Source organism: Mesorhizobium sp. B2-4-15 (genome assembly GCF_006658505.1).
GTDB lineage: Bacteria > Pseudomonadota > Alphaproteobacteria > Rhizobiales > Rhizobiaceae > Mesorhizobium.
Genome location: NZ_VFUZ01000036.1, coordinates 1 through 12,870, shown reverse-complemented (window position 1 = coordinate 12,870; position 12,870 = coordinate 1). Strand labels below are relative to the sequence as shown.

The 12,870-nt window shown below is 61.7% G+C and carries 15 protein-coding genes; 10 read left to right on the top strand and 5 right to left on the bottom strand.

What is annotated here, in order from left to right:
* Positions 1-72 precede the first annotated feature (72 nt).
* The 8 genes from FJ930_RS30180 to FJ930_RS27555 all read left to right on the top strand — a co-directional run bounded on the left by FJ930_RS30180 (position 73) and on the right by FJ930_RS27555 (position 7,346).
* Positions 73-222 carry a hypothetical protein gene (locus tag FJ930_RS30180; protein WP_181763487.1) on the top strand — a complete coding sequence of 50 codons (150 nt, stop codon included), beginning with the start codon at positions 73-75 and terminating at the stop codon, positions 220-222.
* 51 nt (positions 223-273) lie between these two features.
* A complete protein-coding gene (locus FJ930_RS27585) occupies positions 274-501 on the top strand; it encodes a hypothetical protein (RefSeq protein ID WP_141840897.1) in 228 nt (75 codons plus the stop codon).
* 317 nt (positions 502-818) lie between these two features.
* Positions 819-2,357: a winged helix-turn-helix domain-containing protein gene (locus tag FJ930_RS27580; protein WP_141840896.1), complete on the top strand. Its 1,539-nt coding sequence runs from the start codon at positions 819-821 to the stop codon at positions 2,355-2,357.
* Between the two features lie 149 nt (positions 2,358-2,506).
* Positions 2,507-2,707 (top strand): hypothetical protein, encoded by a 201-nt coding sequence (locus tag FJ930_RS27575; protein ID WP_141840895.1) that lies wholly within the window; start codon positions 2,507-2,509, stop codon positions 2,705-2,707.
* Positions 2,708-2,928: 221 nt separating this feature from the next.
* Entirely contained in the window at positions 2,929-3,600 is a 672-nt protein-coding gene (locus FJ930_RS27570; RefSeq protein WP_141840894.1) for a GntR family transcriptional regulator, read from the top strand.
* Between the two features lie 14 nt (positions 3,601-3,614).
* On the top strand, positions 3,615-5,162 hold the full coding sequence (locus FJ930_RS27565; RefSeq protein ID WP_141840893.1) for an ABC transporter substrate-binding protein: 1,548 nt from the start codon (positions 3,615-3,617) through the stop codon (positions 5,160-5,162).
* A 61-nt stretch (positions 5,163-5,223) separates the two neighbouring features.
* Positions 5,224-6,258 carry a succinylglutamate desuccinylase/aspartoacylase family protein gene (locus FJ930_RS27560; protein WP_141840892.1) on the top strand — a complete coding sequence of 345 codons (1,035 nt, stop codon included), beginning with the start codon at positions 5,224-5,226 and terminating at the stop codon, positions 6,256-6,258.
* Entirely contained in the window at positions 6,255-7,346 is a 1,092-nt protein-coding gene (locus tag FJ930_RS27555; RefSeq protein ID WP_181763486.1) for a beta-eliminating lyase-related protein, read from the top strand. Before FJ930_RS27560 ends, FJ930_RS27555 begins: the two co-directional genes overlap by 4 nt.
* 204 nt (positions 7,347-7,550) lie before the next feature.
* Here FJ930_RS27555 and FJ930_RS27550 read toward each other — a convergent pair whose 3' ends face one another.
* From FJ930_RS27550 to FJ930_RS27535, 4 genes are all read right to left on the bottom strand, one after another.
* Positions 7,551-8,330, bottom strand: a complete 780-nt coding sequence (locus FJ930_RS27550) for an alpha/beta hydrolase (protein ID WP_141840890.1) — start codon at positions 8,328-8,330, stop codon at positions 7,551-7,553.
* A 313-nt stretch (positions 8,331-8,643) separates the two neighbouring features.
* A complete protein-coding gene (locus FJ930_RS27545; RefSeq protein WP_181763485.1) occupies positions 8,644-9,249 on the bottom strand; it encodes an MFS transporter in 606 nt (201 codons plus the stop codon).
* Between the two features lie 39 nt (positions 9,250-9,288).
* Positions 9,289-9,798: an MFS transporter gene (locus FJ930_RS27540; RefSeq protein ID WP_181763484.1), complete on the bottom strand. Its 510-nt coding sequence runs from the start codon at positions 9,796-9,798 to the stop codon at positions 9,289-9,291.
* Between the two features lie 87 nt (positions 9,799-9,885).
* A complete protein-coding gene (locus FJ930_RS27535) occupies positions 9,886-10,140 on the bottom strand; it encodes a hypothetical protein (protein WP_141840887.1) in 255 nt (84 codons plus the stop codon).
* A gap of 89 nt (positions 10,141-10,229) precedes the next feature.
* On the opposite strand from FJ930_RS27535, the gene FJ930_RS27530 reads away from it, so the two are divergent.
* Together FJ930_RS27530 and FJ930_RS27525 are read left to right on the top strand one after the other, a co-directional pair.
* A complete protein-coding gene (locus FJ930_RS27530; RefSeq protein ID WP_140745391.1) occupies positions 10,230-10,514 on the top strand; it encodes a DUF1778 domain-containing protein in 285 nt (94 codons plus the stop codon).
* Complete coding sequence (locus FJ930_RS27525) at positions 10,515-11,024, top strand: GNAT family N-acetyltransferase (RefSeq protein ID WP_141840886.1); 510 nt, start codon at positions 10,515-10,517, stop codon at positions 11,022-11,024.
* 542 nt (positions 11,025-11,566) lie between these two features.
* On the opposite strand, the gene FJ930_RS30790 is transcribed toward FJ930_RS27525, so the two are convergent.
* Positions 11,567-12,184: a cold-shock protein gene (locus FJ930_RS30790; RefSeq protein ID WP_281408920.1), complete on the bottom strand. Its 618-nt coding sequence runs from the start codon at positions 12,182-12,184 to the stop codon at positions 11,567-11,569.
* Between the last annotated feature and the right edge of the window lie 686 nt (positions 12,185-12,870).

The window sequence follows — 12,870 nt, the reverse complement described above, 5'->3', positions numbered from 1 at the left end:
CGCGTCTGCGGCTGCATTGAGACACACGCCTGCGTCACCGGGGGCGTCCCCTGCCATTGGGTCGAACCCGATGTGTGCTCAGCCTGCGCCGAACCGTCGGCCGAGCCGCAGGTCTGGCCTCCCGCAGGCCGCAGTTGGGTGCCGGCCGCCTGGCTCGACGAAATGAACCCGACGATGCTTGCCAGCCCCGACGGCTACATCGAACGCGCCGGCGAGGCGTAGACGCTGCGCCTCCCGGCCTGCGCCCACGAACGAGAGAGCGAGTCCTATCAAATGACCGTCGAGCCCGGGCAGATCGTGCAGTTCATGTGGACCGAGCACCACGGCGATCGGCAGCTGACCGTTGCGGCCGATCGGACATTCTCAATCGACGCGCCAGCGTCAGACGGCGCTACGCACTTCTACGACTACGAGACTGACGCGATCGCCGATAGCGTTGCCGAGCTCGTCGCCGGCGACGAGGACCTCGGAAACCCGCCGCTAGAGCATAATCTGACCTGATGGAATCGCGAGGGATTCCCATCGGCGAGAATATCCGATTCATCATGTCTGCTGGATATGGAGGCCAGCAGGCATGATTACCCCTGCGTGACGTAACCTAGCCAGCACCGCAATGCGTAACATCCGGGTCGTCGCCGACCATTTGTGACACGGTAGCGTCAGCCCTAAACCTTGAAGTGACACTTGGGCTTGGGCACCTGTCGTGGACCAATGACTGCTTTGCGCCCAGAAACAGACCTTCGCGATTCCAATTCCGGCACTCCAGAGGGAATCACGTTCTTCTCACAGGGATCCTTGGTCCATGCTATGATTTGCCGATGGACTCGGTGACATTTGGTCCGTTCGCCTTCGACCGCGGCAAGGGAACGCTGACGCGGGAAGGAAAGCATGTTGGGCTTGGAGCGCGCAGCTCCGCGCTCCTGATGGCGCTGCTCGACGCGGCGGGGTCAGTCGTTTCCAAGGCCGACCTAATGGAACGCGCATGGCCCGGAACGAGTGTCGAAGAGGGCAACCTAACAGTACAGGTCGCGGCGCTGCGCAAGGCGCTTGGGCAGCGCGCCGACAACAGCGATTGGATCATTACGGTTACGCGGATCGGCTACCGGCTTTGGACCGTGGATGCCGAAGCGCCGCGGGAAACGACCTCGCCGCTGCCCTTTCTCGCCGTGCTGCCGTTCCACAACCTCAGCGGTGACGCTGCCCAGGACTATTTTGCCGACGGCATCGTCGACGACCTGATCACCGCCCTCAGCCGGTTTAAGACCTTCGCCGTGGTGTCGCGCAACTCCTCGTTCGTCTATAAGGGACGAGCGGTGGACGTTAGGGAGATTGGTCGCGAACTCGGCATCCGCTACATCCTCGAAGGGAGCATCCGGCGGTCTGGCAAACGCGTGCGGGTTACGGCCCAACTGGTCGACGCGGCGACCGCTGCACACCTTTGGGCGCAACACTACGACGGCGCCCGCGAAGATGTCTTTGACATGCAAGATCGTATCACCGAGAGCGTCGTCTCGATCGTGGAGCCGATGGTCAAGCGCGCGGAGATTCAGCGCACGCGGTTGAAGCCGCCGACCAGTCTCGATGCGTATGACCTTTACCTCGAAGCCATGGCGCTGGTCCTGGCGACAGAACCAGGCGCCACACTGAGCGCGATCGAACTAATCGAGCGCTCGCTGGCACTCGACCCCAATTTCCCGCCGGCGATCGCCATTGCAACAATCGCCTACACCTCGCTGTACGACCGGCAAATGCCAGGTGCGACCGAGGAAACGCGGCTCAAGGGTCTCAAGTATGCCCGTGTGGCGTTGGCCGTCGCGGGCAGCGATGCCAATGTCCGCGTAACCGGCGGAATATCGGTCATCATGCTCGGGGGCGAGTACGAAAGCGGGCTGGCCGCAATCCGCCAGGCGACCGCGGAGAATCCTAACAGCGTTCACGTTCTTGGCTATGCCGGGGTGGGGGCGCTGTGGGCCAGCGAGGTCGAGGAGGCCGAGGGATATTTGCTCCGGGCAGTGCGGCTCAATCCTAACGACTATGTCAGCCACTGGACGCTGACGCGGCTTGCCCATATCCGCATCCTGCAGGACCGCTTCGAGGAGGCACTCGAATGGGCGAGCCGATCCTATGCTGTGTCACCCAGCAACGCGATCACCCATTCCATGCTGGTAGCGGCCAACGCCTTCCTTGGGCGGCTCGATACAGCATCCCGCTGGGTCGAAGCTCTGCGCAAGGTTTCGCCCGAGACCAACTTCGCGAACATCCGCCGCGGCCATCAAATGATGCGCGATCAGCGGCAGGTCGAAGTGGTGATTGAAGGGCTGCGATTGGGGGGAATGCCGGACGACGCGGCTCGCTAGGCCGGTCGCATAGCTCGACACTGCGGCCGGAGCTATTTTGGACTGCATAGGATCATTTTGGAATATTTCAGACCCAAGACCACGACTTGAAAAGGCCACGGGCCCAATCTCCTCGTCAACGCCCATGGGGCATGGTCGAGGAAAAGCAAATGTTCATCGAAGTCCTTGAGGTCGACTCTTTCGGAAAAGCGAAAGTAGGACATCAGCCGCTCGCAGCCCGAATATTCGCCAAGACCCTCACTGCTGTCGTCGGCGTCGCATACAAGATTGCTGACGAGGTCGTCTACACTATCCGCGCAGACATCCGTCACGGCCAGATGTCGCGGGACCCGAAAGACTGGGAGCGCTGAGGCGCCCCTGGTGCGAACGCGAAGCAGAACGAGCGCAGCGTCGTCGTAGAAGGTTTCGAACGTGTCACGTTCTGAGAACTCCACGATGTGCGCATGGGTGACGCCTTCCGGCTCTCCTTCGGTAACGCCCGTGGTTTTCGGAATAATCGTCAGGGATTTCGAATCCTCCATTGACAATTGTTAACAATCGACAATGATGGGTGCCATCCGAGGAACGTTAGATGGCACTTGAGAAACTCAGCCTGGTTGATCGTGCGGCGCAACAACTGCGCCAGATGATCGTTGGAGCCACGCTGTCTCCCGGGCTGCGTCTTACCGAACAGGATTTGTCGGATGAAATGCAGGTTGCCCGCGGCACGATCCGCGCAGCGCTGGCGGCATTGGCAGCTGAAAATCTTGTGATCCGGCGGCCTTACGTCGGATGGGCCGTTCAGGCGGTCGACGGCGAAGTGCTGCGTGAAAGCTACCAAGTTCGTGGCGCCCTGGAAGAGCTATCGGTGCGCCTTCTGGCGACGGACCTGGACCGGGATAAGCGGGCAGATCTGGTCGCCTCCTACGACCGGCTTGTCCTCGCCGAGTGCACCGGGGAAGCCGAGGACCGCCTTCGCGCCGACCTGGGTTTCCATGCCGGCATAGTGCGCGCAAGCGGCAACAAGCTTCTGCTCCGGCAATATGAAAGCATCTCCGCGCAGACGGAGTGGTTGTACCGATGGTCCGAGAAGAACTGGCCCCGGCGGATCAACCTGGTCGACTGGCACAAGCCGATTTTCGAAGCGATTCTCGCGCAAGATGCAGAAGCCGCTGCCGCAGCTGTGCGAATTCATACGCAACGCAGCCTGCATGACGACATGCAAGATCTTCACACCAACCCATCAACACAAATCAACCGGTAGAAAGAGACCTTTGCATGTCCATCTACACATCGTCGATCACCAGGCGCGGTTTTCTGGCTGCCAGTGCCGCCACCGGGCTTCTGCTTCCTCTGGGGGCGGCACTGGCAGTCGCGCCAGCCGCCACGCCTCGAAAAGGCGGCGAGTTTCGCCTTGCCATGGCCGGCGGCAGCTCGGACAATTCGCTCGACCCCCGAACGTTTACCCAGCAGGTGCAGCGGGTGGTTGGCGTTGCCGTTTGCAATCAGCTCGTGGAAATTCTGCCCGATGGCACGCTCGCGCCTGAACTCGCGGAAAGCTGGGAAAGTGCCGACGCTATTGGCTGGGTCCTTAAGATCCGTTCCGGTATTTCGTTCCACAACGGCAAATCGCTCGACGCCGACGATGTGGTCTACTCGATCAACCTCCACCGCGGCGACACGAGCTCCGGCGCCAAGTCCCTTTTCGGCGCCATCGCCGAAATCAGGGCCACTGGCTCCCATGAGGTCACCCTGAAGCTCGATAGTGCGAATGCCGAGTTCATGCGCACCTTTGCCGACTATCACGCAATGATCGTCCCGGCGGGTTTTACCGACTGGCCCCATCTGGTCGGTACCGGCGGCTATGTTCTTGAGAGTTTCGAGCCGGGGATCCGCGCCACCCTCGCGCGCAATCGCCAATACTGGAAGACCGATCGCGCCCATGTCGAGCGTGTTGTCCTGACCGTCACGAACGATGCCACCGCCCGCCTCGCCGCCCTTCAGAGCGGGACGGCGGACGTGATCAATCAGCTCGACCGCAAGGTTGCGCCCCTGATCAAGCGGAACGCGTCGCTGGAAGTGGTGCGCTCCCCGGGGGCTGTGCATTGGACATTCATCTGCGCCTTCAACGCCGAGCCGACCAGCAACAATCATGTCCGGCAGGCGCTGAAATATGGTTGCGACCGGCAGACGATGCTGAACGTGGTCATGGGTGGGCTCGGCGCGCTCGGCAACGACCACCCGATTTCCCCGGACAACCCCTACTTCAACAAGGCGCTGGAACAGCGTGTTTTTGACCCCGACCGCGCGAAATTTCATCTCAAGGAAGCCGGGCTCGAAGAACTGTCGCTCGACCTCTACACGTCGGATGCTGCTCTGCCGGAAGCGATCAGCCTGTCGGAAGTCTATCAGAGCAAGGCCGGTGGGGCTGGCATTAAACTCAAAGTAATCCGGCGCCCCGCGGACGGATATTGGTCGGACACCTGGATGAAGAAGCCCTTCGCCGTATCCAGCTGGCTCAATCGTCCAATCGACCAAACCTTTTCGCTGATCTATGGCACCGGCTCCGCCTGGAACGAGAGCTATTGGTCCAACGCCCGGTTCGACAAGCTCCTCTCCGAAGGCAAGGCCACGCTCGATTTCGATAAGCGCAAGGAAATCTACGGCGAGTTGCAGGCGATCCTGCATGATGAGGGCCCTAGCGTGATCCCGGTCTTCGCCGATTTCCTCGATGCCAAATCAGTCCGGATAAAGGGCTTCGAGCCTAGCAGCGTGTCAGACCTGTCCGGCGACCGTATCATCGAGCGGGTCTGGATCGAAGAGTAGGGGCGCGACCGCCTCTGATTCGGGCTGCGTTGGCAGTCGCGGCCACTCGTGGAGATGTTCGATGTCGTTGTCGTCAATATGGACCAATGTCGATCTGGACGCTCCCGGTCGGCAGGTCGGTCTTATCCGGCTAGAGCATTCCGTGCATCGCTCTGCGTATGGAACAATCCCGATCCCGGTCGCGGTCTTTGCCAATGGTCGGGGACCAACGCTGCTGCTGATGGCAGGCTCGCACGGGGACGAATATGAGGGACAGCTTGCCCTGGCACGCCTGATTCGCGATATCGATGTGGAGCGCGTCCGCGGCCGGATCCTGGTGTTGCCGGCCGCCAACCAACCGGCTGTTGCCGCAGGCCTGCGAACCTCACCCCTCGACGCAGGAAACCTGAACCGATCCTTCGGCGGGAGCCATGCCGATACACCGACCGGGAGGATCGCTGCTTTCATCGCCGATGAATTGATGGTCCACTGCGATGCGGTTCTCGACCTTCATTCAGGCGGGAGTTCGCTGAACCACCTGTCGTGCTCCTATGCCGATCTCGGGACCGACAAGGCGATGGCGCAGAGGACGTTCGCGGCCTTGGAGGCTATGAATGCCCCACTCTCCTGGGCGCAGATCGGCTGCCCAAACGGGCCGGTTGCCGGGCGCGCCGCGCTTCAAAAGGGAGCGATGTATCTTTCCGGAGAATTCGGAGGAGGCGGCCGCCTCGACCATGAGGCGCTCGAAGTGGCCGAGCGCTGCGTTTATCGTTTGCTCAATCATTTGGGCATTCTGGCGATGGAAGCTCGATGGCGCGCCGAAGTGCCGACGCGTTTCGTCTTCAACGTCCAGGGCGATTTCGTGTACGCGCCGAGCGACGGCGTCTTCGAGCCCCTAGCCGGGCTGGCCGATACTGTCGAATCGGGACAACTCGCCGGCTATCTGCACCTGCCGGAATGTCCGATGGAGGCCCCTGTGGAGCTGCGTTTCGCGAACGGAGGAACCGTTTCCGTCCTTCGCACAATGGGACGCAGCAGGGCTGGCGACTGCCTGTTTCAATTGCTGGGCGAAACCAAACGCGACGAAATTCTGGCAGCGATAGAGACGATGGCGTGACTGGGTTTCTTTCGGACAACACAAGCCCGCCAGCGCCCGCCCTCCTTGACCGGTTGCTGAAGGTGCTGGGGACCGGTGGTGCGGCTTATGCCGAGGACGACATCACCACGGCAACCCGGGCCAGGCTTGGGGAGATCTTCGAATGCGAGCTGGAGTTCTTTCCGATCTTGACTGGAACGGCGGCCAATGCGCTTGCCATTGCCCAGTTGTCTGGCCGCTTCGGAGAGGTGATATGCGACCGCAATTCCCATATCTTCGTCGATGAATGCGGCGCGGTTGAGTTCCATTCTCAGGCACGCCTGCGCCCTGTTGCGAGCCACCAAGGCAAAATACGGCCCGAGGATCTACCGTCCTTGGCAGACAGCGGAGACGTGCATCACGGCAAGCCGACTGTGCTTTCGCTCAGCCAGAGCACCGAAACCGGGCTCGTCTACCGTCCTGATGAGATTGCGTTTCTGGCCGGGAACGCGAGGGCTGCCGGAATGCGGGTGCATATGGATGGCACGCGCTTCGCGAATGCCGTTGCGGCTACCGGTGCGTCACCGGCGGATTTGAGCTGGCGGGCAGGGGTGGACGTGTTGTGCCTCGGCGCCACAAAGGGCGGGGCGATCGGAGCCGAGGCGGTAATCTTTTTCTCGCCCGGGCATGCCCTGGAATTTCGCAGGATGATGAAGCGGGCGGGTCATCTTGGTGCCCGGATGTGGTTTCTTTCGGCCCAGATATGTGCGTGGCTTGACAGCGATTTTTGGCTCTACGCAGCAAGACACTGCAACGCCATGGCCGCCCTGCTCGACCAGACATTGCGGGCTGGCGGAATTCAGCCGCTCTACCCGGCGGAGGCGAACATGGTCTTTGTCGAGATGAGCGTCGATCAGAGCAAGTTCTTGATGGATAGCGGTTTTCCCCATTATCTTGTCGAGCAGCCGAGCGGATGTCGCGCTGCCCGTCTGGTAACATCGCATGATACCCAGGAGGCAGACGTCAAAGCCCTCGCGCTCGCGATCGAGGATTGCTTCGCGACCCAAGCGATGGCTGCTCCACAGGAAGAAGTCGCAAACTTCCTGCGGGCGTCGGCGGCCAATGAATGAAAGAGAATATGGTTCGGTACCCGCCGACGCCAAGTGCATGAGCATCTACAAGGGCGCGGTCGGAGCGGATCGCGTGTTTCTTCATCGTTGCTGGCCAGAGGGCCAAGCTGTTCACCCCATACGTTGGGACAGCGTCAGCAGCACGTCAGCAAACGTCACTGTCGTATTTTTCGATGGCCGATCTCTCCGAGTTGACAGTAGCCGTTAGACGCGCTGTCCTGCGGCCTCCAGGATGAGCTGAGTGATCTCGTGTGGATGAGAGATCAACGAGAGGTGGCTTGCCTTCACTTCGATGGTCTTGGCTCCCATCCGCTTGGCCATGAAGCGTTCTAGATCCGGATTGATCGTCCGGTCTTCGGTTGAAACGGCATAGAAACTCGGTTTCGACCGCCAGGCCGCATGCGTGGTCTTGCCGGTGAGCAAAGCCTTTTGGAACGACCCCTGGACCGCATAGAGAACCTTGGCCTTCGCTTCCGGCAGATCACCGGCGAAATCGCGCAGAAACGCAGCCTCGCTGAGGCGTCCTTCATCACCATCGAAGACGATCCCCGCGGATGCCGGCGGCGTCGGAAATGTCTTGGCCAACACCGTGTAGTCCTCGTTCGCATCGGGCGCCCTTGCTGCCACATATACGAGAGCCGAGACGTTCGGGTTCATGCCGGCTTCCGTGACAATCATTCCGGAAAAAGAATGCCCAACCAGCACTGTTGGGCCATCCTGCCGCGCCAATACACGTTCGGTGGAGGCTACGGCTTCAGGCAATGTCGTCAGGGGATTTTGCACGGCCGTTGCGTTGAGACCCGCTGCCTGCAATCGTGCGATCACCTCGGCCCAGCAGGAGCCATCGGCAAACAGTCCGTGCACGAGAACGACGTTGCGCGCCTTTGCGGGTGCAGGATTTGCGGCCATGCCGGGGCTGGCGACCAGCGAAGCGGCCATGGCGGCAACCATGGTGGCGGAGAAACTACGTCTGTTCATCGTCATGATCTAAATTCCTTATTGTTAGGAGTTAAAGCGAAGCTTCAGTGGCACGGGACTTGAGCGCAACGTTGGGCCTGACCGGTTCAGGCCGGCAGCGGCACGCCAGAAATCTCTGTGCAGGCCACAACAGTCCGTCCACCAGCGCCGGATTGTTACGCGGCGGGTTGGGGTCCTTTTGCCGCAGGTGATAGCAATACTTGCCGGTGACCTCTGTTTTGGACGTCCCCGGCGGCGAGCCAGCCTGGGTCAGGTGCGCCTGACGGGCGCACCCGGCTTCCGATTTTGTCGACACCCGGGCAGGCGGCAGCGAATTGGATCAGGATTGAGGACTGCGGACAGTGAGAACGAGTGCGGCACCGAGCAGCGCGCTGGCGGCGCCGAACATGTAGACCGCGGCGTACCCGAACTGCCCGACAATGACGCCGGCGATGGGACCCCAGACACCGTAAAAAATGTCAATCGCGCTGCCACGATTGGCCGGCGACACCCGTTTCAGCGCCTCGACGCCGAGTGCGGGAAAGATCAGGGCACAGCCAAGGCCGGTGACCAGTGCACCGGCAAGCGCGACGCTCTCATCGGGAGCGCCCCAGATCATCGCCTGGCCGATCGCCTCGATCACCATCGACCAGAAGGCGACGCGGTAGCCGCTCATCCTGTCCGGCAAGGACGCGAGGGCCAGCCGGACGAAGATGAAGCCGATGCCGAAGGCGGTCATGACCAGACCGGCATTTCCCCAGTTGCGTGCCACAAAATAGAGCGACGCGAAGGCGGTGAGACCCGACACGCCAGCGCCCTGCAGCATCAGGCCAAGGCCTTCGCGCCAGATCTGGCCGACCACCCTGTGGAAGGCCAGGCGCCGGCCCGAGGGGTTGGTGTAGGAGATCTCGCGCGAAGCGATCGCCGCCGCAACGAGTGGAGCCACGATGCAGGCGATCATAGCGGCCTGGAGCCCGTAACCCTGCTAGAGCGCCATGCCGATCGGCGCGCCGATGGCAAGGGCTGCGAACATGGCGATCCCGGTCCAGGACATGGACATGCCGGCGCGTTCCGGGCCGACCGAGGCAATCGACCAGGAGACGCAACCGGTGACCAACTGGCTCTCGCCAAATCCCGCCGCCAGGCGGCCAAGGACAACGATGGCGAGGCTTGCCCCCGATGACAACCCCGACGTGCCCGAAATTAGATACAGCAGCCCGCCGACGGCACAAACCGCCGCGCCCTGGAGAGCCGAGCGCTTGCCGCCATAGTGGTCGGTCGACCGGCCGGCATAGCCGCGGCTGAGCACGGTGGCGAGGAACTGGATCCCGATCACCAGACCGACGACGAGATTGCTGAAGCCCAGCGTGTCGTGGACAAACAGCGGGATCACCGGCAATGGCAGGCCGACAGCGAGATAACCGCAGAAAAGCGCCAGGATGATACCGGGCGCGGGACGGGACAGGTGAACCCGCGCCGCCTTGGCCTCGTTCACGGCGGTTTTGGTAAGTGTGACATGAAAGCCTCCAGAGAACTGATTGAGGATTAAGGGCGCCGCCCACTTCAGGGCGGCGCCGCTGGATCAGGCCGCGGCTTTTGCGGCGGTTGACGGGCCAAACAGCTCTGGGCGGTAGCCGCTTGCCTCGAGCAGAAAGTCGCGCGAGGCCGTTACGTCGGCCGTAAGCTTGGCGACATCGACGCCAAGGAGTTTGCCGGCGCGCTTGCGGATCGCACCTGCGACCATCACCGTGTCGACATCAGAACGTTCGACCGCCTGCACGATCGTGCCGATGGCGTTGGTCAGCGGGAAAACCGCCACCTCATTGGTGCGGACCATGATGATGTCGGCCTGCTTGCCAGGGGTCAGGAGAAGTATTGCAATCTGCGTTACACGTTGTATATACAGTCGCAGCACAGGAGCGCGACATGGCCACCACAGCCCCGAGAAAGGAAACACCTGTCTCGATGCGATTCCGGGACGATGATCTGACGATCATCGATCGTGGCGCGGAACTGCTCGGCCTGTCGCGCACCGAATTCATGCGCCGCGCCGCATTGCACGAGGCGCAGGCGGCGATCCTCAATGAGAGCGTCATCCGCCTCTCGCCAGATGCCTACGACACCTTCATGCAGGCGATTTCCGCCCCGGCGGCCACTCCACCGCCGAAGGTGGCCGAACGACTGCGACGGGCAGCACCCTGGGAACGTTAGGTGGCGCTCTCCGGCATTGAATTGCTCGGCAACACGCATCGGCTTGACGCTTTCGACTGCGGCAAGCCGGCCCTTAACGCGTGGCTCTCCGGCTTTGCCCGTACGAACCAGGAGCGAGGTTTCACCCGCGTGCTGGTCGTTCACAACGACGGAGAGGTTGTCGGGTACTACGGTCTTGCGCCAAGCGTGATCCAGCCGAACAGCGCGCCCCGTGCGATCCGCACCGGGAGGCCACCTGACCCCATCCCGTGCCTCCTGATTGGACAGCTTGCCGTCGATCATCGCTATACCGGGCAGGGCATCGGCAGCGGGCTGGTGAAGGATGCCCTGCAGCGCTGCATCTCCGGGGCCGATATCGTCGGCGGCCGCGCGGTCGTTGTCCGGGCGATTGACGCCGAAGCCGAGCGCTACTGGCAAAGCTGGGGCTTCATCGCTTCGCGAGACAACCCGTCCGTGCTTATGCGGTCGATCCAGGACGTGCGCCTCTGGCTGGCGGACAAGGGTCACTAGATCCGCGTCACTCGATTATTTGAGGCTCGAGTGAATCGCCCTCGCCGTTGTCAGTGTTGCGCGCGGAACACATGGACGAAGCCGGCTCCGACCACTCGGCGCAGCCAGCTTGCTGACGTAGATGTGCCTGACAGACACCTGCGGTTCGGCCGCGCGCTGGCAGGACGAGTCGACGAAAGATCGCGCATCTGGCGCCGGCGCGAGCAACGCCATCGAGGTTGTAGCGCGGTTTCCAGCTGGAAGTGCAGCCAGCCGTGTCGACCTCGCCACCCATGAAGGGGAATGATGCGGGCAAGAGGCGTCGCCGCTCTTGTTCTGACTCCTGGTTGCAGCATTATCCGCTGAGCAGCAAATATTGACGATTTGTGGCAAATAAGAGCGTCATGGATTGTCATCGACATGGCGGCACCCAAGGGAGCGATTCATGCAACGCGGCCGCAGTCAATCCCAACCGGATGTGGCATCTACGAGTGCATCAAGGGTCTTGGCTCAAGCGGGATCGAGTGTCGCGCGACACTCTTGCGGGACCAACAAATCCGCGCCTAGGCGAGGCGAATGCTGCGAACTTCCACGCCTTTTTTGGCCTGTCCGCATTCGACGAACACCTTTTGCCCCTCTACCAGCACCGCAATCCCTGAGCGGGTCAGCGCGGTGGCATGCACGAAGATGTCCTTCTCCCCACTATCGGGCGAGATGAAACCGAATCCCTTCTCGGGATTGTACCATCTGACCGTGCCCGCGCTCTCCGCTTGCGCATCCCGCCCCGCGACGTCGCTCCCGGCGAGACGCGTATGTGCCGGCGTTCTCGCGATCTCCTCGCCGATCTCCAGCACCTGCGCGACCTGCCAACCCCGTGAGCTTTCTTCGACCGTGACCTTGAGACGTGTTCCCTCGGAGACACCGTGGCTTCCGGCCGCCTCGAGCGCGCGGATGTGCAGATAGACCTCGGTCCCGTCCGACAATTTCACAAATCCAAAGCCCTTGCTGGCGTTGAACCATATCACCTCGGCATCGCGAGCGTCCGCGGTAGCGGCGGGAAAGCGCTGAAAATAGCTTGGTTCGGAAGCCGGTTCCGAAAAGGAAGCGGGATCATCGTCGCGGCGACGCCGACGTGGCTCGCGATGGTCTCTATGTTTGCCCATGATCATCTCGACTAGCATGGAAAGCGTCTTGCGCTTCCGTCAGGATAATCTCCATCGAACGACGCGTTTGTGTCAAATGCCGTGATGGCGCATTGCCGTGCTGCTGATCACGTCCGCTTGGTTGGACGCGGCCGATCCGCCCCGGCGATGATCTGGCAGCGATTGCCGCTCACGGCTATGACAACGGCAGACGGATCAACACGCGCATCAGCGTGGGATGCGTGGCCATCGATCGCGGCCGCGGGGCGGCGCTGGGAGCCACGAGCCCTTGGCTACGCTTATTGGCCTCTCGAAAAGATCCGCAGCCGGGTGCGCCCTACACCCTATGTGACGACCAAAGACCTTCCTGTCGCAGTTCGGGCTCGACACGCTGCGCCAGCTGCCGGTTTCGAGGCGCTCGAGGACGCTGAGCTGCTGTCGAAGGGAAAAGTTGTTGGCAGGCGACATCCCGCTCACACACAAGAAGCGACCGCTCGATGACGACGATGCGGTGTGAGGCAGAATGATGTCGATCCGTTTGGCGTACGCAATGGGGCTCCGTCGCATCGTGTTGACGTTCGCAAGGCACGTGGGCGGGAACACCCGTTTCGCGCGTTTTGCAGGACTCTTCAATGTCAGAAAAAAATAGCCTATTTTCTGACGTATGAACGCGGCCGTGACATCAGTTTCACATCGGATCATGCGCCGCGCCCGCGCCGGCGGCC